Source organism: Flavobacterium ginsengisoli (genome assembly GCF_029625315.1).
Taxonomy (GTDB): domain Bacteria; phylum Bacteroidota; class Bacteroidia; order Flavobacteriales; family Flavobacteriaceae; genus Flavobacterium; species Flavobacterium ginsengisoli.
Window position 1 is genome coordinate 2,882,715 of the sequence record NZ_CP121110.1, and the last position, 21,288, is coordinate 2,904,002.

The window sequence follows — 21,288 nt, forward strand, 5'->3', positions numbered from 1 at the left end:
TGCGGTTATTTAGTTAGCTGACAATTAATAAACAATTGTCTGTATAGCGTGTGCGGAATTGTAATTGTTGTTTTTTCTGTTTGATTTTCTAAAGAATAAACAATCTCTTTTTCAGATTGATTCATCACTACAGTAATCAATTGTCCGTCAGAATTTTTAAAAGATGTGCTTAATAAAGATTTGTCGCTTATGGTTTCAAGTACTCTTTTTGCATTGGGTCTAATGAATTTTGAAAAATGCCCAATATAGTAGTACATTGGCGTATAAATTAACTCATCTTTTGTTATGTCGGCATGAATAGGCGCAAAACAGAAATTTCCAACATGATTTGGTCCTCCTTTTTGATCTAGAAGAATATTCCAATCTGTCCAACCAACAGTTCCGTTATTAAAATCATTAATTATATTAATTCCGTAACGCTCTGCATTTCCCCAAAATTGATATTTTGTAGCATCAAATTTTTCAATACAGCCTTCTGTAAAAAGAAGATTTTTATTTGGAAAAGCTTCATGAACTTTTGCAACAGATTCGAATTGAGGTGGCCCTCCATTCCAAGTTTCATACCAGTGAAATCCAATTCCCCAAGCATATTTAGAAACTTCAGGATCTGAGAAAACAAGATTGGCTCTTTTGATTAACATATCTCCTCGATTATGATCCCAAATAATAACGTTTTTAGCCCCCAATCCTTCTTTTTCTAAAGTTGGCCCAAGGTAATTTTTAAGAAAATCTCTTTCTGCTTCTGGAGTATAAATACAAGATTCCCAACTTTGTTTGGCCATTGGTTCGTTTTGAACTGTCAATCCCCAAATTGGAATTCCTTCTTTTTCGTACTCTTTTATAAACTTCGTATAATATAGTGCCCAAGCTGGAGCAAATTCAGGCAACAAAACGCCGCCGTGCAAAATATCATTATTGTCTTTCATGAAAGCTGGGGGACTCCATGGACTAACAAATAAGGTTAGTTTTCCGCCGGCTGTTTTAATTGCTTTTTTAATTAGTGGAATTCTATATTTGCGATCGTGGTTTATATTAAAAGTCTTTAGTTCTTTGTCTCCTTCAGCAACATATGTATAGCTATCACTGCTGAAATCACAGCTGTGAATGTTTGTTCTAGCCAAAGTATACCCAATACCTTTGTTTTTATCGTAATAAGCAGTTAAAAATTCCTGTTGTTTTTTAGGCGATAATTTTGCAAAAACTTCTGCACTTGCATCTGTAATTGCTCCTCCTATTCCGAGAAAGGTTTGGTCTGTTTTTCCAGTATTTACAATAATAGATACTGTTGATGTTTTTTGTTGTGTAGTGTTGTTTTTCGAAATAAAATCATTTGACAATGATAATTTCAAATTGGTATTTTCGGCAGTAGTATAAACCTTTATTTTACTGTTTTTTTGAGCTGTTATTTTTGGGGTAAAACAGCTTAATTGTATTAGAACAAAGGCTGATAAAAATATTTGTGAGGTAACTTTCATGTTGCTTAAATAATCGTTTTAAAATTAAAAGCAAGAGAAGACTAAAATGGATGATTCAAATTAGTCCTCTTCATTACTTTACTGCAAAATATTAATAAACAAGTGTTTGTATAGCATGTGACGGAATTTTCACTTCTGCCTTTTTATCACCAATAATTAAATTGTATGTAAGATCATTGGCTGATTGGTTCATGACAATAGTTGCCATTGTTCCGTCAGCATTTAAAAAAGATGTGCTTAATAATGCGCTTTTACTTGCAGCTGTACTTACACGAACTGCATTTAAGCGAATGAACTTTGAAAAGTGTCCAATGTAATAATAAGATGGAGTGTAAATTAATTCTCCAGTTGTTGTATCTGCATGAATTGGTGCGAAACAGAAATTTCCAACATGATTTGGACCTCCATTCTGGTCTAGAAGAATATTCCAGTCTGTCCAAGCCACGGTTCCGTTATTAAAATCATTAATCATGTTAATTCCGTAACGCTCAGCATTACCCCAAAATTGATATTTTGATGCATCAAATTTTTCGATACAACCTTCCGTAAACATCAGTTTTTTGTCTGGATAAGCTTCATTTACTTTCCCTACGTTATCAAACATTGGTGCACCGCCAGACCAAGTTTCGTACCAGTGAAATCCCATTCCCCAAACATATTTTGATGCTTCAGGATCTGAGTAAATTACATTGGCGCGATAATTCATCAAATCACGGTTATGATCCCAAACGATAATTTTTTTATCTCCAAGATTTTCTTTTTTCAAAGTTGGCCCAAGATAATTTTTGATAAAATCTCTCTCAGCTTCAGCTGTATAAATACAAGACTCCCAAGTCTGAACCGCCATTGGTTCATTTTGAGTAGAAGTTCCCCAAATCGGAATGCCTTCTTTTTCGTAAGCTTTAATAAATTTTACATAAAAATTAGCCCAAGTTTGGTAGTATTCAGGAAGTAAAGTTCCTCCTTTTAATACATTCTTATTGCTTTTCATAAAAGCATTTGGTGACCAAGGCGCAACATAAGTTGTCAATTTTCCACCAGCTTTTTGAATGGCTTGTTTGATTAAAGGAATTCGATATTGTCTATCGTGATCAATAGAAAAAGTTTTCAGATCTTTATCTCCTTCTTCGATATAAGAATAGCTTCCACTGCTAAAATCAGAACTTTGAATTGTTGTTCTTAGCAAAGAATAGCCTATACCTTTTTGCTGATCGTAGTAAGCATTTAAAAATTCTGCTTGTTTTTCTTTTGAAAGTTTAGCAAATATTTCGGCACTAGCATCTGTGATAGCCCCTCCGATTCCCATAAAAGTCTGAAACTTTTTAGATGGTTGGACAAAAATAGAATTTTCGGTTTCTAGAGGTTGTTTTGCGGCAGAAAAAGTCAAATTATCTGTAGTAGTTAATCGTAACTTAGAGTTTTCTGCAGTAGTATAAACGGTTATTTTTTTACCGTCGGTTGTGAACTCTTTTTTTGTTTTTGGCTGTTGTGCAAAAGCCGCAACAGAAAACAAAAGGCATATAATTTTTAGACTATTTTTTTTCATTCGCTTCTAATTATAATGTTTTTAAATTGAAGTTTAGAAGAAATCAAAAAAATGAGTTCTACCATTGAAGGATTTAAAAAATAGCCCATACTCATAATGATTATGGGCTATTTACAACCAAACTTAAACTTAAACTTAAACTTAACTTAATCTTTATTATTTTGCTCTCATTTCAATTCTTCCAATTGTAATTCCATCTTTTGTAAACTTATTACCACTACCACCACTTCTGATAACTAAATAAATTTTACCTGTTGTGTCGAATTTAACTACATTAGAAACTGAAGCCGTTCTGTCATTTTTAACACATCCAACAATTGACAGTCTTCCTAAAAATGCACTTTTAGCACAACCATCCCAAGTACTCAATCCCATAACTTTGTTGTCTTTGTACTCAACACCATCTACAGGGACTGTTTTACCAGCATATACTTCAAACCAAGTTTCGTCAGATCCGCTTGGAGATGAAACCAACATATCAATTGTATATTCTTTATCTTTTACAACATCAATTGCTTGGTAGATACCTTCTTGTGCACCTCCTCCAGCAGAGTGAATTGTTGCGCTTCCAGTTTCAAAAGACCAAAAAGCAGCCCCAGTCGGACTTAATTTTGCAGATGTCCATTGTGCAATGTCAGCAAGCATTATTAAAGAAACCGCCTTTTACTAAATTAGGTTTCGCTGGATCAGAAGTTTCTACTACAATTGGATGAGACACATCTGCACTTGCTCCTCCTGCTCCAACTGCAATATGTTTAACAGTGTAAGTACCTGCATCTGGCAACACAATTTTTTCAGTCATTTTCCCTAAGTAAGGCCCATATCCAATATCCCAATAAGAATCAATAACTCCTTTTATTTGAGATGTTAGCATATAGGTGTTTACTTCTCCTGCAACAGGTGTTATGGTAAACGAAGGATCAACATTTGTAGCCAAAAGAGGGTTCTCATTAACTTCTTCGCTACAGCTGTTTAGTGTTCCTAATGCTAAAATTAGCATTAGGTATACACTTTTTCTAAAATATATATTTAGGTTCATTTCTTTTTATTTTGGTTAATTAGTAAATACTATTGGTAATTAGGATTTTGTTTTAATTTAGTACCGTTAAGTTCTGTGTACGGAATTGGGAAAATCTCATCTGTTCCAGCATCAAAACCTCTATCAGATAAAGCTGCTGCTGCATCTCCCCATCTTACTAAATCAAAGAATCTATGTCCTTCACCCGCTAACTCCATTCTTCTTTCGTGCTTAATAGTCGCTAATGTTACAGGAACAGGAGTTAATCCGGCTCTTTTTCTAACCGCATCAAGTAAAGCTTGTGCTCTTGTTCCAGATCCTAACGCTTCTGCTTCCATTAAGTAAGTATCTGCAAGTCTGATTACATAAGAGTTTTGTTTGTAGTTCAACTCTGAGTTACCTCCACCTGTACTAACATCTGTCTGTCTTGGAAGATATTTGTTCAAGAAATATCCAGTGTCTTGGTAAGCTGGAATATAATCTGCTTTTCCTGCTTGCTTTTAATGCTTTTAAATCAAGAATTGTAGCATCCTTACGTGGATCACCTTGCATTGCATCATATAATTTTTGAGTTGCAACGTTAAATGCCCATCCTGCTGGAAGATCTGGAGCATCAGAACCTTTTGGTCTAGAATACCCTCTTGGTCCAACCATGATGTTTAAAGAGTTTCCTTCATCTTTACCTTGTCCCCAGAATGTCCAATCAGAGTTACCAGCACTACTGTGAGATACTTCAATTAATGATTCTGCGTTAAATTTGTTTGATGTAATCCATAAATCGCTAAAGTGATCTAACAATTTATTACCGTATTGGTTCACTCCTCCAGGAGTACCGTTTACTTCTGCTAAAACAGCTGCTGCCTGAGGGTTTTTACCTTCAAACAAATACACTTTTCCTAAAAGCGCTTGAGCAGCTCCTTTGTTAAATCTTCCAGCCTCAGTTTTTGCATCCACTTTATTTGGTAAAGCGACAATAGCTTCTGTCAAATCTTTTTCTATTTGAGCATAAATTACCTCTGGAGCAACTTGCTCAGGATTATAAATTGTTTCTGTAGTTAACGGCTCTAAAACTAATGCAAGGTTTTTGAACAGTCTTACTAAATTGAAATAGTAAAATGCACGTAAAGTTTTAGCTTCAGTCGCAAATCTGCTTCTTACTCCATCATTCATTGAAGCTGCTGGTAATTTAGCGATCAACATATTTGCTCTAGAAATACCTTGGTAATGATCGCTCCAATAGCTACCTGGAATAGTAATTGAAGTAAGTGAGTGTGTAGAGAAATTCTGGATTCCGGTTCCATCTGTAGAACTACCTCCACCAGCATAAAAATCATCAGAACCAGCATTTAGCATCGCTACTAAGTTTTCAAAACCTCCTGTGTTTTTTCTCAACGGATCGTAAACTCCAATTAAAGCCGCATAGCATTGTTGCTCATTAGAAAAATAGGTACTTGTATCGAATTTTCCTTTTGGATCGATAGTCACAAAATCTTCAGAGCAAGATCCTAGAACAGCCATTGCCACGGCTACATATATATATTTAAATTTTATCGTTTTCATGATTCTTTAATTTATTAAAATTGAACGTTAGCTCCAAACAGAATAGATCTTGCTTGCGGATAAACTCCTTTATCTATACCAAAAACTTGACCTCCAATTTCTGGATCATATCCAGTGTATTTTGTAAAAGTGATTAGGTTTTCTCCTGTTAGGTAAAAACGTAATTTATCTGCTCCAATTTTAGATGATAAACTAGCTGGCATTGTGTAACCAAGAGTTACAACTTTTAGACGCAAATAGTTTCCATTTTCAAGATAAAAATCAGACATGTTAGTGTAATTTTTATTTGGATCATTATTTGTTAATCTTGGATAATCGTTTGAAGTTCCTTCTCCAACCCAACGCTCTAAAACTTTAGTTTGATAGTTTGCATTAAGTACATCTAGTCTTCTTAAACCTTGGAAGATTTTGCTTCCTGCAGCACCTTGAGTAAATGCCATAAAGTCAAAGTTTTTGTAATCTAAGTTTACTGTAAAACCAAAAGTATATTTAGGAATATTTGTTCCTAAGAATTGTTTATCGTCATCAGTAATTTTTCCATCTCCATTAGAATCTACCCAGCGGAAATCTCCAGGTCTAGCATTTGGTTGCATTAAAGCTCCATCTGCATTTTTATAAGCGGCAACTTCAGCTTCATTTTGGAAGATTCCAGCTGTTTTAAATCCGTAGAATTCGTTAAATGAGTGTCCAACTTGTGTTCTAGTTACAGGTCCCATAGATTGGAAAGTAGCATCTCCAACAATGAAATTAGTAGATGAACCTACGTAAGTAATTTCGTTTTTCAAGTAAGCAAAATTCGCATTAACACCTAAATTAAAATCTCCAAGTCTTTTCTTGTATCCTAATTCAACCTCAAAACCTTTATTATCCATATCTGCAATATTTGCAGAAGGCGCATCAACTACTCCAACGTATCCAGGAATTACAATATTTCTTAAGATTCCTTTTGTTGTTTTTTTGTAGTAATCAAGTGTAAGAGTAAAATCATTAAATAATTTTGCATCAAGACCTACAGTTGTTTGAGATGTTTCTTCCCATCCTAAGTTTGCATTAGGCAAAGTAGAGTTTCCGTAACCTGTAGTAATGTCTCCTGTATTTCCAACAGCATAATTGTAACCTCCAACAACCAACGCTCTATATTTAAAATCATCAATGTTATCGTTACCTACAACTCCGTAACCTCCACGTAATTTTAATGTATTAACTACATTGTTTTCTTTCCAGAAGCCTTCTTTAGAAAGTACCCATCCTAGAGAGAATGAAGGGAAAACTCCCCATTTTTTGTTTTCACCAAAACGAGTTGATCCATCACGACGAACGATTCCTGTGAAAAGATATTTCTCCATGTAGTCGTAGTTAGCACGTAAGAACAATGAAGCCAATTTGTGTTCTACTTTATCGCTTGTTCTAGTTGATCTGTCAGATTGAGGAACATCAAAATTCCAAGAAGCATCTTTGTAGCTTGTAATTGGAAGACCAAACATTGTCGTTCCGATAGTAGTTCCAATATTTTCAACATAAGCTCCTTGTCCAGCTAAAACACTAACGTTATGATCTCCAAATTTGTTAGCATAAGATAAAGTATTCTCAAGAGTCCAAGAAAGCGCTTTTTCGTTGTTTTGATTATAGTTATTTCTATCAGCTTTCATGTTTGGGTTTAAGAAGTTAACCGGAGTAAACATTTCATTACCCCAATATGCTAACTTACCACCAAGTGTTGTTCTAAATTTTAAATGACTTGTAATGTTAGCCTCTAAGTAAGCATTACCAACAAAATCATCTGACCAATCATATCCTCCTAATCTAGTTTGAGTATATGCTAAAGGGTTTGTCATTTCTTGTTGCACTAAAGAAGATATTCCGTAAGGATTACCGTTTGCATCTCTAATAACATTCGGGTTTGTATAGTAACCTGTATTTGCAACAGCAGGATCAGTAACCACTAATGGAGTAAGCGGATCTAAATTAACTGCTGAACTTAAAGGTCCTCCAAACTCACTGTTTACGTTACCAATACCTTTAGTTTTTTGGTGTGTATATCCAAAAGTCTGTCCGAAAGTAAAGTAATCAGAAATTTTGTGTGTTGAGTTTAATCTGAAGTTTTTCTTTGTATAATTAGAAATATCAGTAGTAACGATACCTTCTTGATCTTGAATTCCGAATGAAGCGTAGAAAGTAGATTTTTCACCACCGCCACTAATGCTTAACTCGTGTGTGTATCTGAAAGCAGAGTCATTAAAAATTGCATCTTGCCAGTCTGTACCTTTACCAAAAGAAGCTGGATTTGCATATTTAATACCACCACCATCATTTAAAGATTTTTCATTCATAAGAGTTGCATACTGAGTAGCATTCAACATATTTAATCTTCTAGCTGGAGCAGAGATACCTGCAAAACCATTATAGTTTACAGAAATTTTCCCTGATTTTCCTTTTTTAGTAGTAACTAAGATAACCCCAGTAGCCGCACGAGTACCGTAGATTGCAGCAGAAGCGAGCATCTTTAAGTACCTCGATAGATTCAATATCAGATTGATTAATAAAACCAACTGCACCAGCATCTACAGCAATTCCGTCAACTACCCATAAAGGATCATTTCCACCTTCTCTAAAGGTAGTTATACCTCTTACACGAACTTTTGAAGCTGCACCCGGCTGTCCAGAAGTAGTCGCAACAGAAACCCCCGCTACTCTACCTTGCAAAGACTGTTCAACACGTCCGTTTGGCACTTTTTCAAGATCAGTTGCTTTTACACTAGAGATTGCACCAGTTACAACAGATTTCTTTTGAGTACCATATCCAACAACCACAACTTCATTTAAAGTTTGTGATTCTGGTTTCAACTGAATAGTAATTTTTGTTCTACCATTTACTGCTTCTGTTACTGTAGTGTAACCAATAAACGTAATTGTTAATGATCCATTTGAAGGTACCTGCATCTGGAATTTTCCGTCAAAATCTGACGCAGTAGATTTAGTAGTACCTTTTAATAAAATTGTTGCACCTGGAACAGGCATACCAGTTTCATCTTTAATCATTCCATTTACTGTGACATCCTGAGCCACAGCGATAACCGAGAATAATAAAGATGAAATACAAAAAACAAGTAATTTTGTTAATTTCATTTTTCTAAAAATTTTGGTTAATTAATTAGTAATTTGATGCAATACTAAAACTAAATTTTTACTTTTCACATCTTAAATTCACTACAAAAACACATCAAAAACAAAAAAATAATATTATAAAAACACATCAAAAAAATAATAATTAGCTGTTTTTCAACAGTTTAATTGAATAAAAAATAATGCTAAAAAAAAGTTAATTTCAAAAAATAACACTACATCATATTATAAGAACAAATAGTTACTTTAAACCATCAAAACTACAACGTGGTAGTAAGGCAAAAAGAAACATAATAAACTAAAATACAGATGATTACATTTAAAAAAAAATGATTTTTTCTAAATTCTAAAAAATAAAGAATATGATATTTTTACCTCACTTTTTTTTCATTTTTAATAATTATTTTTAACTACAGAAAATTCTTATTTTAAAGTATTTTATAGGAAATAATTTATTTTTAAGTCGCTATTTGAAGCTTAGTCTTAAAAAATAATGAGGCGAAATATTAAAAAAAAGCCTTTTTTAACGCAAAAAGAGAACCGAAATCTATTATGAAGAAATTGCGATTTAATCCAGTCATCTATTTTTAAAAGCATTTTTTTTAAACAAAGAAGTATTTCTGCATGCATTTCAGTAGCAACAATAAGGATTGGTTCTCAAACCAAACTTAAAGCATCCTGATTTTACTTAGCCGTTTCAATACTGACTTAAAGAAATTGGAATGAAATACAGCCTCAAAAATTGTTCTATTTTTTCAACTCTTTAAGGTGTGCTGTTATTAAATACGTAGAAACATCTCTAATCTGCAAATGTGAGAAGTAAAGAGCAGTTAATTCTAAATACAAGAATTTTATAAATTTCATTTTTCTAAAATTTTGGGTTAATTAATTACTAATTCAATACAATGCTAATATTGAACTTTACAAAATTCATATTTAGAATCTTTACAAAAAACACTTCATGCTAAATAGTAGCATATAACAAAAACACTACATTTTTATTTTTAAAACACTCATTTTATGAATATTACATTTTTTGAAAATTTGTTACAAAAATGTTAATTAAAAAAAATGTATATTACATAGGTTTACAGTATATAATTACTTTATATTTTTGAAAAAACAAAAAAATACATTTTATCGCAATTGATAAATCAATAACATAAAAGTCAAATAAGCTTACTTATAATAAAAACATATTTAAAATATTATGAAATTTACAATTCGGCCTTTTACGCTAATTTTATTACTATTCTTATATTTAAAAGGTTTTTCACAGGTAAAAAATATTGGAATTCCAGATATAAAAAATTATAAAAGATCTGAATATAAAGGTGGAACTCAAAACTGGAGCATCGATCAGGACAAAAACGGAATTATTTATTTTGCCAACAATAGCGGATTAATTCAATTTGATGGTTCAAACTGGCATAAATACTCTTTGCCAAATAAATCAGAAATTAGAAGTTTAAAAATAGATGCTTTAGGAAGAATATTTGTTGGAGGAAATAACGAATTTGGGTATTTTAAAAATGATGAAAGAGGAATTTTAAAATATCATTCTCTATACAATCTATTAAGTCCAACAGACAAAGAAAACATCAACCTTATATGGAGGATCCATATTTTTAATGGAGAAGTCATTTTTCAGTCTTTTAGCAAAGTGTTTTTTCTAAAAAACGAAAAAGTCACAACACTTACCGCTCCTCATAACTTTCAATTTTCATTCTTAGTAAATAATCGTCTTTATTTTCAAGACAAAACATTAGGCTTACTTGAGTACAAAAACAGAAAACTTACAGCAATTAAAGGCACCACTTTTTTTAATGACAAAGAGATATGGTCTCTTTTTCCATTGCCAAATAATAAATTGCTTTACGCTACTTTAGAAAAAGGACTTTTTGTATCTGAAAATGGTATTATCAAACCATGGGCAACAGAAGCTAACGAATTCATTAAGAAAAATACTTCACTTGGCGGATCCATTATTAAAAACAAATTTATAATACTTAACTCTGTATTAAATGGGGCAATTATTTGCGATTTGAACGGAAAAATAATCCAGCACCTGAATAGACAAAAAGGCATCCAAAACAATACAATTTTAGCTTCTTTTGTTGACAACAAAGGCAATATTTGGCTTGGCCTTGATAATGGTATAACATTTATAAACGAAAATTCGCCTTTCTCATTTTTTGACTACAGTTATAACATAGGAACAGTATACGCTTCAACAACCTACAACGGGAATCTTTATGTTGCAACAAACCAAGGACTGTTTTATCATACATGGGGAGGCTCATTTCAAGATAGTCCATTTACAAGGGTCGAAGGAACGATCTCTCAAGTTTGGAATATTCAAGTCTTAAATAATGTATTAATATGTGCAAGTAATAGCGGAGCACTGATAATTGAAAACAATAGAGTTTCAAAAATTTTAGACAATAAAGGATACTTTGGATTCAAAAAAATACCTGATCACGAAAACTATATTATTGGCGAAAGTTATAACGGATTTTCAGTCTTTAAACGATCTGCAACTGGTTACGATTATTTACATCAAGTAAAAGGATTTGATGAAACGACCAACAATTTTTCTGTAGAAATAGATGCCAATTATTTATGGCTAAAGAAAAATCCGTTCTTGTATCAGGTAAAATTATCTGAGGACTTGGAACGATTCGATTTTATAAAAAAACATGTTAACATATCTGAGAAGTATAAGGGAATAAACAGTCTACAGAACATCAACGGTAAAGTTTATTTTCAAGCAAAAAATCATTTTTTCAGATATTCTGTAGAACAAGAAGCATTTTTTGAAGATAAAAAAATGACAAATCTATTTAACGGAATCCCAACTATTAACACAGTAATTGAAGATTCTTCTGGAAATCTCTGGTATGCATTTAATGAATCAATTGGTGTATTAATTAAAAACAAAAACGGAACTTTCACTAAGAAACAAGCTATTTTTTCAAACTTAACTGGAAATTTGGTAAACAATTATATTTCTATAAACGCGATAGATCCTCAGAACATTTTTATTGGATTAACAGATCGTTTGGCGCACTATAACTCTACAATTCCAAACACTTTTATGACAAAACCAAAAGCTTTTATTGAAAGCTTTTCGAATCCTGGAGATACTATTTTAACGGGCAATTTGACCCGAAAACTAGAATCATATAGCATTCCTTATAAATATAATCGTGTCAAATTTACTTTCGCTTCTCCAACTTACGAAAATCAGGAAAACGTAATGTATTCGTATAAGTTAGAGCCTTTTGAAGAAAACTGGCGAGGCTGGTCGCCTACAGCAATAAAAGAATATACCAATTTAAGAGAAGGCAATTATGTAATGAAATTAAAAGCCAGAAATAGTTACGGCATAGAATCTAACATTACTGAAGTAGAATTTACTGTATCGCCGCCGTGGTACAGACACTTTTTGGCTTATTTGTTCTACCTAGTACTCATTTTACTTGGTGCATATTTAATTTCGGTTAGAATTAAACTTAAGATTAGAAAAAACAGGTATTATGAAACTATAGAACAAAGAAGACTGTATCTTGAAAAGGAATCTAAAATCAGACACGAGCAACATGATTTGGAAAAAGAAATTGAAAAACTGAAAAATGATAAGCTCCAAATTAAAATCTTAGCCAAAGACAAAGAACTGGTTAACAATTCCTTACAAGTTGTAAAAAAGAATAAAGTTCTAAACGGAATCATTCATAAACTAAAAGATATTGATACTGGAATCTTAGATGAAACCACTAAAGCTGAATTTAGCAAACTGCATAAAAGCATCGTAAAAGAAGTAAATACCGACAAGAGTTGGAAAGACTTAGAAAAACACATTAAAAACGTTCATTTTGAATTTTTGAAACGATTAAAAGGGCAATATCCAACTATTTCTCCACGAGAATTAGATTTATCTACTTATTTATTAATGAATATGTCAACCAAAGAAATAGCTGAAATTATGAATATTTCAACAGGCGGAGTGGAATTAGCCCGCTATCGTTTAAGAAAAAAATTAGGGCTAAACAAAAAAGAAAACCTAATCGGATTTTTAATGAGCATTTAAAAAAAAAGCCATTCAAGTATTTGAATGGCTTTTCTTTTTTTATTGAATATAATCTAAAGTTCGTTCTAAGGCCATACCCCGAGAACCTTTTATTAGTATCATATTAGAACCAAATTTGAATGTTTTCAAAAACGCCGCAAAAGCATCGAATGTTTCGAAAAACTGAATATTTTGATTCGAAATCTTATTAGCAAAAAATGCTTTCCCAATTAGAAAACATAAAGCGTGATTTTGATCTGCCAAAGAGTCAACTATAACTTTATGTTCATGAAGACTTTCATCACCTAATTCGAACATATCTCCAAGAATCATAATTTTATTTTTCTTGTCTAATTGCAGGAAATTCGTAATCGCGACAGCCATACTGCTTGGATTAGCATTATAAGCATCTAGAATGATCTCATTCGAACCTTTTTGCATCATTTGAGATCTATTGTTTGCCGGAATATAATTCTCAATAGCGCTCTTGATATCGCTTTCTTTTACATCAAAATATTTACCTATTGCTGCAGCCGCATTTATATTATTAGCATTATAAAGACCAATTAAATGAGACTCAATTGTAAAATCATTGTAGTCAATAGAAACAAAAGGATTTGCTGTAATGTTTTGGATATTTAAATCAGCATTTTCTTTTTTTACTCCAAAAGTAAACGCCTTTATACCTTTTGATTTCTCAATCTGAATTGGATCTTCCAGATTTACAAAAACAGTTTTTTGATTTGTTGCAAGATACTGATACATTTCGCTCTTGCCAGCAATTACACCTTCAACTCCACCAAAACCTTCCAAATGTGCTTTTCCGAAATTAGTAATATACCCAAAATCAGGCTGTGCAATTTGGCAAAGAAATTCGATTTCTTTTTGGTGATTAGCCCCCATTTCAACAATTCCGATTTCTGTCTCTTTCGTAAAAGAAAGTAACGTTAATGGCACTCCAATATGATTGTTTAAATTGCCAATTGTCGCTTTTGTTCTAAATTTTTTCGACAATACAACATTGATCAATTCCTTTGTTGTAGTTTTCCCGTTGCTACCTGTTAACGCAACAATTGGAAGCGCTAAATAAGTACGGTGAAATTTGGCCAATTCCTGAAGTGTTTCTAGACTGTTTTTTACCAAAATCGTTCTGTCATCAACAAAGTAAGATTCGTTATCAATAACAACAAATAAAGCACCTAAATCTAAGGCTTCTTTAGCAAATGTATTAGCGTCAAAATTCTCTCCTTTGATAGCAAAAAACATAGAATTCTTTTCAATTTTTCTTGTATCAATAGACAGCGAACTGCATTGTAAAAATAAGTTATGAATGTCCTGAATATTCATTTATAATTTTTTTAATATGTCATAAAAGTAGAAAAAAACAACAAAAAAATTCCAAATTCCAGACTGAAAATTCAGCTTGGAATTTGGAATTTTTGATATTATAATTCCTAAATCTTAGTTTCTAGGAGATTTTCTTTTTTCAGCTTTAGAACCTACTCTAGACATTGCACATCTGAAACCAATGTAATCAGTTGCCATATCTTGTGGGAAGTATCTTCTTTGAGCCGGATCTAACCAGTAAGCTCTATCTCTCCAAGAACCTCCTTTATAAACTCTTACTTTATCATCGATTAAAGTAGTACGCTTACTAGAGTTATCATATTTTCTGATCATTTTTCCTAAACTGTCTGTTGTTACATTATGTTTAGGAGAGTTGTACATTGCCTGTTCTGCTTTTGAACCAGACTCTGAATCACCAAAATCAAAATATCTAGAAGATTGTTTATCACCATCTCTGTAATTGATGTTGTTGCTTGTGCTAAAGTTTTGTCTTAAATAAGTCTCTTGTTCGTCAACTGGTACTTGAGCAATTTCTCCTGGAAGGTTTCTTGCAACAACTTTACCATTACTTAAAGTATCATATTTAATGTTAGCAGTTGAAACGATTTCAAGTTTACCGTCTTTACCGATTTTGTTTTTAGCATATTGGTTACCTCTGAAGTAGTTGAAATCATTTGCTTCGTTATCGATAATAGGTCTGTAAACGTCAGCCACCCATTCTGCAACGTTTCCAGCCATATCATAAAGACCGAAATCGTTTGGAGCATAACTTTTAACTTCATTTGTAATATCAGCTCCGTCATCTGACCAACCTGCAATTCCACCGTAGTCACCGTTTCCTTGTTTAAAGTTAGCCAATTGGTCGCCTTTATTTTTACGTTTGTTAGAACGTGTATAATCTCCAGACCAAGGATATTTCTTTTGTCCTTTGTAAATGTTGTATTCTCTTTGTCCAACATCAGCAGCAGTGCATATTCCCATTCTGCTTCAGTAGGAAGTCTGTACTCTGGTAAAATAATACCAGAAGAACGCTGAGCATAAACGTTTTTCTCTTCAGGAACTACACCATCTTTACCAGCTCTAGGTTTTCTTCCGTTAGGTTTTTCTTTAACACTAATTCTTCATTTCCACCATAAGTAGTAGATGGAGAAGCCATGTAAGCTTCAGTATTAAATAAACTTTCAGCACTTACATCATTTGTTTTAGCACCTTTTTTAAGATATCCATTTTTTTCTAAAACAGCCTCGTTAACACGGTCTGTTCTCCATTTACTAAATTCAACTGCTTGAATCCAGTTAACACCAACTACAGGATAGTTAGCATAAGATGGGTGTCTTAAATAGTTGTTAGTCATCGTTTCGTTGTATCCTAAACGATTTCTCCAAACTAATGTATCAGGAGACGCTCCTTCGTAAATGTTTTTGTAATTTTCTTCTGTTGGCGGGAAAACTTTCTTTAACCACTCTAGGTATTCTAAGTACATACCGTTTGTAACTTCGGTTTCATCCATATAGAATGATTGAACGTGTTGTTGAGTTGGCGTGTTATTCCAATCATGCATAACATCATCCTGTACTTTACCCATAGTAAACGTACCTCCTTCAACAAAAACCAAACCAGGACCAGCCTGTTGTTTTTTACCTGCATTTCTGGCAGCAGTTCCATTCTGACTATCTACATCCCAGCCTGTAGCTCTAGAAGCATGGCTCGAACTCGATTTTTTGCTACAACTAGCCGTGCCCAACATCAATACCATTGACATCATTAACTGCAAGACTACAATTTTGTTTACTTTCATACTCATTCTTAGGTGATAAATTTAGGTGCTTGCAATATAATAATTAACATTTAATTGGCAACATCTGTTCTCATAATTTTATTTCGCTGTTTTTTCCAGAAAATAACCTTTAGTTACGAACGCAAAAATATACTTTTTATTATTTACTGTAACATGAAATACTATATTTTTACTTACTAATTATTTTTTAATTAAATTTCGGTTTTTAAACTCATGAAACAAGTAATACTTATCTCTCTTTTTCTTCTCCCAATTCTCTCATTTTCCCAGATAAATGGGGCTATAACGATAGATTGGCAGAATAAAAAAGAGGTAAATTATGGCGAAAATAAAATCGTAATTCCTTACTTCTCCGGAAGCAGTTTTCGCTTTGACACTACAAAAAAAAGCATAATCGTTGCTCCAAAACTTAAACCAATCTAACGTTTCAGGCAACAGTTCTTTGCAAATTAACAATGTCATTTATGAGTCGGTTTCCAGAGCAGATTTAGGAGATTTAACACTTGAAAATATCCCTGAAAAACCAAATGAATCTGTAATAGTTACGAATGCAAGAGACATAAAATATTCTTTCCTTTCTTTATCTCCTATAATTAAGGAAGGAAATAGCTACAAACGAATTAAATCCTTTTCTTATTTCATTAGCAATGCAACTGGACGAACTGCATCTACATCTTCATTTCAAAAATCGGCAAGCAATTTCAAATTCTGTTTTGGCTTCTGGCGATTGGTATCGTTTTTACATTCAGAAATCAGGCGTTTACAAAATAGATCGTTCTTTTTTACAAAGCTTAGGATTTGACGCCTCCAAAGCTAACCCAAGAAGAATCAAAATTTACGGAAATGGAGGAAGAATGCTTCCTCTTCCCAACGACACATATTATCCTAACGATTTAACAGAAAATGCGATACAAGTAATAGGAGAAAATGACGGTGTTTTTAACAACGAAGATTACATTCTTTTTTATGCAGAAGGAACCGACACTTGGAGCTCTGAAAACCAGACTAACCTAAATTTATACGACACCAAGTCTTACTATTACATTACGGCTTCTGGAGACGACGGAAAAAGAATCCAAAACCTAAATCAGCCAATAGGAAATAGCACTTTAGAACTAAACACGTTTGATGACTATCAATATCATGAAATAGATCAAACCAATATTGTTCACCTTGGTCGCCAATGGCTTGGAGAGTCTTTTGACATTAATCAGGAACAAGAATTCTCGTTTAATTTTCCAAACTTAGACACTTCAATACCAGTAAAAATAGAAGCAAGCACTGCATCTGCATCTTTAACTACGACTTCTTTTGCAATAGCAAGCAAACGGACAGAATATCGGAAATATAAATTTCACACCCTTAATTGCAGGTTCCGACACGAAATATATAACAGGAAAACTACCAGCAAATACAGTATTTACTGGGACAGATAATATTAAAATAAAACTCACCTATAATAATAATGGTGTTCCGGGATCAAAAGGCTACTTAGATTATATTAATATCACGGCAAAACGAAAACTTTTAGGATTAGGCAAACAATTTCTTTTTCAGTACAACTCTGCAGGCTCAACAGCCGGAATTGTTAATTATACAATTGGAAATGCATCTGGAATAGCTCAAATATGGGATGTTACAGACCTATATAATGTGTCAAAAATAGAAAATGCCAACCAAGCCTCTTTTAGTTTTAAAGCTAATTTGGGAGAAGTTAGAAAATACATTGCAATAGATCCTTCCGATTATTACAGTCCGTTAAAAGAAAATCAACCGAAAATTGCCACCCAAAATTTAAAAGGAACGGTTTTCAGAAATAATCAAAGCTCTTTTCAGGATATCGATTATGTTATTATAACTCCAAAATTTTTAGCTTCACAAGCCGAAAGATTAGCGAGTTTTCATAGAACTAATTCTAATTTAAATGTAAAAGTTATCACATTAGAAAACATCTATCAGGAATTTTCTTCTGGCAAACAAGACATAGTCGCTATTAGAAACTTCATTCGATATATTTATGACAATGCTTCTTCGTCAGAAAAAAGGATTCGTTATGTAAATTTATTTGGAGACGCTTCGTTTGACTACAAAGATCGCATTTCGAACAACACTAATATTGTACCTATATATCAATCCCTAATAAGCAACACAGTCGGCGAAGCTTCTTTTGCTTCTGATGATTTTTATGGATTGATGGATTCTAATGAAGGAGTTATTATTCCGTCTCTTGCAGGGATTGATATAGCCATAGGAAGAATGCTAGTTTCTGACAATGCTCAAGCACAGGAAATGGTCAACAAAGTATTTGAATATTACGACACAAAATCATACGGAAATTGGCGAAACAATGTTGTTCTAATTAGCGACGACTCGGACAAACCTGGCGATCAAACTTTACAAGCAAACCAAAATGCACTTGCAGATCAAATTGCAACTGAAAAACCTTTTTTTAATATCGACAAAATATTTTTAGATGCATATACGCAAGAAGCTTCTGCTGGCGGATCTCGATATCCTAAAGCAAGAACAGACTTTTTTAATGCTTTTGAAAAAGGGGCTTTAATATTTAATTATTTAGGGCACGGTGGCGAAGACGGGTTGGCTAGCGAGAGAATCTGGGAAAAATCGGACGGGCAAAACCTGACCAACCAATACAAATATCCTCTATTTATTACCATTACTTGCGAATTTTCCCGTTTTGATGATCCGACCAGACCAACTGCTGGTGAATATGTTTTCTGGAATCCAAAAGGAGGCGCTATTTCCATGCTGACAACAATTCGTGAAATCGGACAGGCTAATGCCGAAGAATTCAATAAAACGCTTAGCAAAAACCTTCTTTCTTATGGCTCTAACCAATATAACTCCATTGCTGAATCTTTAAGAATATCTAAAAACGAAAATCCAAGTTCTTCTAGCAATGTTGTTTTTTACTTAGGTGATCCTGCATTAATGCTCGCTATTCCAAAACCGCGAATTAATTTAACGAAAGTAAATGATATTGTGATTTCGCAAGCAATTCCTGACTTAAAATCATTGTCAAAAATTAAAATTTCAGGAGAAATTACAGACGAAAACAACACACTTTTAAGCAATTACAATGGAGAATTAGCAACTGCTATTTTTGATAAATTAATTACAAATACTACTTTAAACAATGACGGCTATAGTCCTCCAATGCAATTCAAAACTTTAGGAGAAACCATTTTTAGAGGGAATGCTTCTGTAACCAACGGACAATTTGAATTTAGCTTTGTAGTTCCTAGAGACATTAGAATTCCTGTTGACAATGGAAGAATCAGCTTTTATTCAAAGAAAAATGAGGCATTAGAAAACCAAACAGGATACAACAATACGATTAAAATTGGAGGAATTAACGAAAATGCACCCCAAGACAATATAAGTCCAAAAGTGAAGTTATATATGAACGATGAAACTTTTGTATCTGGCGGAATTACAAACGAATCGCCTTTTCTTTTAGCATTCTTAGAAGATGAAAACGGAATCAATACAGCAAGCGGAATCGGACATGATATTGTTGCTATTTTAGATGGAGACGTTAGTAATCCTTATATTTTGAATGATTATTACCAAACAAAATTAGACGATTACACCAACGGAAACCTACGTTTCCCACTCCGAAATTTAGCCCCTGGTTTACATACAATAAGTTTTACCGCTTGGGATGTTTATAACAACCCTGTGACGAGTGAAATTCAATTTACAGTTGTAGGAGACGATTCCTTAACTTTATCACACGTTCTTAATTACCCAAATCCTTTTTCTACTTATACGCAATTTTGGTTTTCACATAACAGACCGTATGAACCATTGGAAGTACAAGTGCAGGTAATGACCATTACAGGAAAAGTGGTTTGGACAAAAAACCAAACTGTTACAACAGAAGGATTTTTATCAAGAGAAATAACATGGGACGGAAGAGATGATTTTGGCGACAAAATCGGAAAAGGAGTGTATATTTACAAACTGACTGTAAAATCCAATTTAACAAATAAAAAAGCAGAAAAATACGAAAAGCTTGTCATCCTATAATATTATATATATTTGCACCACCAAAAACATAAGTCCCATAAATGAAAAAACTATCACTTCTATTAATTTGTATTTTTAGCATTTACAATTCAAGGGCTCAGGAATCAAGACCAATTGTTACTGGAGTACCTTTTTTACTAGTCGCTGCTGATGCTAGAGCAGCAGGTTTGGCAGACCAAGGTGTCGCTACTTCTGCCGACGTTTTCTCTCAACAATGGAACCCTGCCAAGTATGCATTTTCAGAAGATGCACAAGGCCTTTCTATTAGCTACACTCCTTATTTAACAGATCTTGCCAATGACATCTCATTAGGTCAGATTACGTATTACAACAAAATCAACGAAAAAAGTGCTTTTGCAGGAAGTTTCCGTTATTTCGGTTTTGGAGACATCGAATTAAGAACTACAGGAGATCCAACTGAGCCTACAAGAACAGTTTCTCCAAACGAATTTGCCTTAGACGGTTCGTACTCTCTTAAATTAAGTGAGAAATTCTCGATGGCAGTTGCTGGACGTTTTATTAGTTCAAATTTAAAAGTTGCTTCAGAAGAAGTTGATGCTACATCTGCAAGATCTTTTGCTGTCGATGTTGTCGCTTTTTATCAATCGGAAGAAATCGCTTACCAAGATTTCAATGGTAGATGGAGAGCTGGAGTTAACTTCCAGAACATGGGGCCAAAAATTAGTTACGACAATGATGATATTAGCACAAACTTCTTACCTGCTAATTTAAGATTAGGGGGAGGATTTGATTTTATCTTTGACGACTACAACAAACTTACATTAAGCGCCGAACTTACTAAACTTTTAGTTCCAACTCCTCCAGGCATGCAAGCTGCTATCGATGGAAATGGCGATGGAGATTTTGACGATCCTGAAGACATTACACAGCAAGAAGCTACAGACGCTGCTTACAGAAACTACAATAAAATTGGCTGGTTTGAAGGAATGTTTAAATCTTTTGGAGATGCGCCAGGAGGTTTTAGCGAAGAACTAAAGGAAATCACGTATAGCCTTGGAGCTGAATATGTTTATCAAGATGCTTTTGCTTTCCGTTTAGGTTACTACCACGAAAGCCCAGAAAAAGGTGCTAAACAATTTTTCTCTTTAGGAGCAGGATTTAAATACAACATTATGAAAATTGATGTTTCGTACTTATTCTCAGCATCAAAAATAAAAAACCCTTTAGAAAATACACTTCGTTTCTCTTTAACGTTTAACTTTGGCGACAAATACGACACTTATTAAAGAGAAAAGATCAAAATAAAAACAACTTAATCCAAATTCCAGCATTTTAGGA

10 protein-coding genes and 3 pseudogenes are annotated in these 21,288 nt (G+C 33.3%); 3 read left to right on the forward strand and 10 right to left on the reverse strand.

What is annotated here, in order from left to right; translation table 11 throughout:
* Positions 1-24: 24 nt before the first annotated feature.
* From P5P87_RS13445 to P5P87_RS13480, 8 genes and pseudogenes are all read right to left on the reverse strand, one after another.
* Positions 25-1,475 (reverse strand): annotated as a pseudogene (locus P5P87_RS13445) (glycoside hydrolase family 30 protein).
* A 91-nt stretch (positions 1,476-1,566) separates the two neighbouring features.
* Entirely contained in the window at positions 1,567-3,021 is a 1,455-nt protein-coding gene (locus P5P87_RS13450) for a glycoside hydrolase family 30 protein (RefSeq protein WP_198854575.1), read from the reverse strand.
* Positions 3,022-3,177: 156 nt separating this feature from the next.
* The gene (locus P5P87_RS13455) at positions 3,178-3,666 is read right to left on the reverse strand and encodes a hypothetical protein (RefSeq protein ID WP_278019615.1); all 489 of its coding nucleotides are present in this window, start codon (positions 3,664-3,666) and stop codon (positions 3,178-3,180) included.
* Positions 3,656-4,060, reverse strand: coding sequence for a hypothetical protein (locus P5P87_RS13460; RefSeq protein WP_278019616.1), 405 nt, complete (start codon positions 4,058-4,060; stop codon positions 3,656-3,658). Before P5P87_RS13460 ends, P5P87_RS13455 begins: the two co-directional genes overlap by 11 nt.
* 29 nt (positions 4,061-4,089) lie before the next feature.
* A complete protein-coding gene (locus P5P87_RS13465; RefSeq protein ID WP_278019617.1) occupies positions 4,090-4,485 on the reverse strand; it encodes a RagB/SusD family nutrient uptake outer membrane protein in 396 nt (131 codons plus the stop codon).
* On the reverse strand, positions 4,451-5,599 hold the full coding sequence (locus P5P87_RS13470; protein ID WP_278019618.1) for a RagB/SusD family nutrient uptake outer membrane protein: 1,149 nt from the start codon (positions 5,597-5,599) through the stop codon (positions 4,451-4,453). Before P5P87_RS13470 ends, P5P87_RS13465 begins: the two co-directional genes overlap by 35 nt.
* A 14-nt stretch (positions 5,600-5,613) precedes the next feature.
* Entirely contained in the window at positions 5,614-8,100 is a 2,487-nt protein-coding gene (locus P5P87_RS13475) for a SusC/RagA family TonB-linked outer membrane protein (RefSeq protein ID WP_278019619.1), read from the reverse strand.
* Positions 8,036-8,725, reverse strand: coding sequence for a carboxypeptidase-like regulatory domain-containing protein (locus P5P87_RS13480; RefSeq protein WP_278019620.1), 690 nt, complete (start codon positions 8,723-8,725; stop codon positions 8,036-8,038). Before P5P87_RS13480 ends, P5P87_RS13475 begins: the two co-directional genes overlap by 65 nt.
* Positions 8,726-9,932: 1,207 nt before the next feature.
* Here P5P87_RS13480 and P5P87_RS13485 point away from each other — a divergent pair.
* Complete coding sequence (locus tag P5P87_RS13485) at positions 9,933-12,812, forward strand: helix-turn-helix and ligand-binding sensor domain-containing protein (protein WP_278019621.1); 2,880 nt, start codon at positions 9,933-9,935, stop codon at positions 12,810-12,812.
* Positions 12,813-12,851: 39 nt separating this feature from the next.
* Here P5P87_RS13485 and P5P87_RS13490 read toward each other — a convergent pair whose 3' ends face one another.
* Both P5P87_RS13490 and gldJ read right to left on the reverse strand, forming a co-directional pair.
* Positions 12,852-14,138 (reverse strand): UDP-N-acetylmuramoyl-tripeptide--D-alanyl-D-alanine ligase, encoded by a 1,287-nt coding sequence (locus tag P5P87_RS13490; RefSeq protein ID WP_278019622.1) that lies wholly within the window; start codon positions 14,136-14,138, stop codon positions 12,852-12,854.
* 114 nt (positions 14,139-14,252) lie between these two features.
* Positions 14,253-15,936 (reverse strand): annotated as a pseudogene (gene gldJ / locus P5P87_RS13495) (gliding motility lipoprotein GldJ).
* 213 nt (positions 15,937-16,149) lie between these two features.
* Between gldJ and porU the strand changes: the two are divergent.
* Both porU and porV read left to right on the forward strand, forming a co-directional pair.
* A pseudogene (porU, locus tag P5P87_RS13510) lies at positions 16,150-19,989 on the forward strand (type IX secretion system sortase PorU).
* Between the two features lie 41 nt (positions 19,990-20,030).
* Positions 20,031-21,236: a type IX secretion system outer membrane channel protein PorV gene (porV, locus tag P5P87_RS13515; protein WP_278019625.1), complete on the forward strand. Its 1,206-nt coding sequence runs from the start codon at positions 20,031-20,033 to the stop codon at positions 21,234-21,236.
* The last annotated feature ends 52 nt before the right edge of the window (positions 21,237-21,288 follow it).

Excerpts from the sequence above, each read along its gene's own strand:
- P5P87_RS13455 (WP_278019615.1), bottom strand. The coding sequence starts at position 3,666 with ATGCTTGCTGACATTGCACAATGGACATCTGCAAAATTAAGTCCGACT.
- P5P87_RS13480 (WP_278019620.1), bottom strand. The coding sequence starts at position 8,725 with ATGAAATTAACAAAATTACTTGTTTTTTGTATTTCATCTTTATTATTC.
- P5P87_RS13490 (WP_278019622.1), bottom strand. The coding sequence starts at position 14,138 with ATGAATATTCAGGACATTCATAACTTATTTTTACAATGCAGTTCGCTG.
- porV (WP_278019625.1), top strand. The coding sequence starts at position 20,031 with ATGAAAAAACTATCACTTCTATTAATTTGTATTTTTAGCATTTACAAT.
- P5P87_RS13450 (WP_198854575.1), bottom strand. The coding sequence starts at position 3,021 with ATGAAAAAAAATAGTCTAAAAATTATATGCCTTTTGTTTTCTGTTGCG.
- P5P87_RS13475 (WP_278019619.1), bottom strand. The coding sequence starts at position 8,100 with ATGCTCGCTTCTGCTGCAATCTACGGTACTCGTGCGGCTACTGGGGTT.
- P5P87_RS13460 (WP_278019616.1), bottom strand. The coding sequence starts at position 4,060 with ATGAACCTAAATATATATTTTAGAAAAAGTGTATACCTAATGCTAATT.
- P5P87_RS13470 (WP_278019618.1), bottom strand. The coding sequence starts at position 5,599 with ATGAAAACGATAAAATTTAAATATATATATGTAGCCGTGGCAATGGCT.
- P5P87_RS13485 (WP_278019621.1), top strand. The coding sequence starts at position 9,933 with ATGAAATTTACAATTCGGCCTTTTACGCTAATTTTATTACTATTCTTA.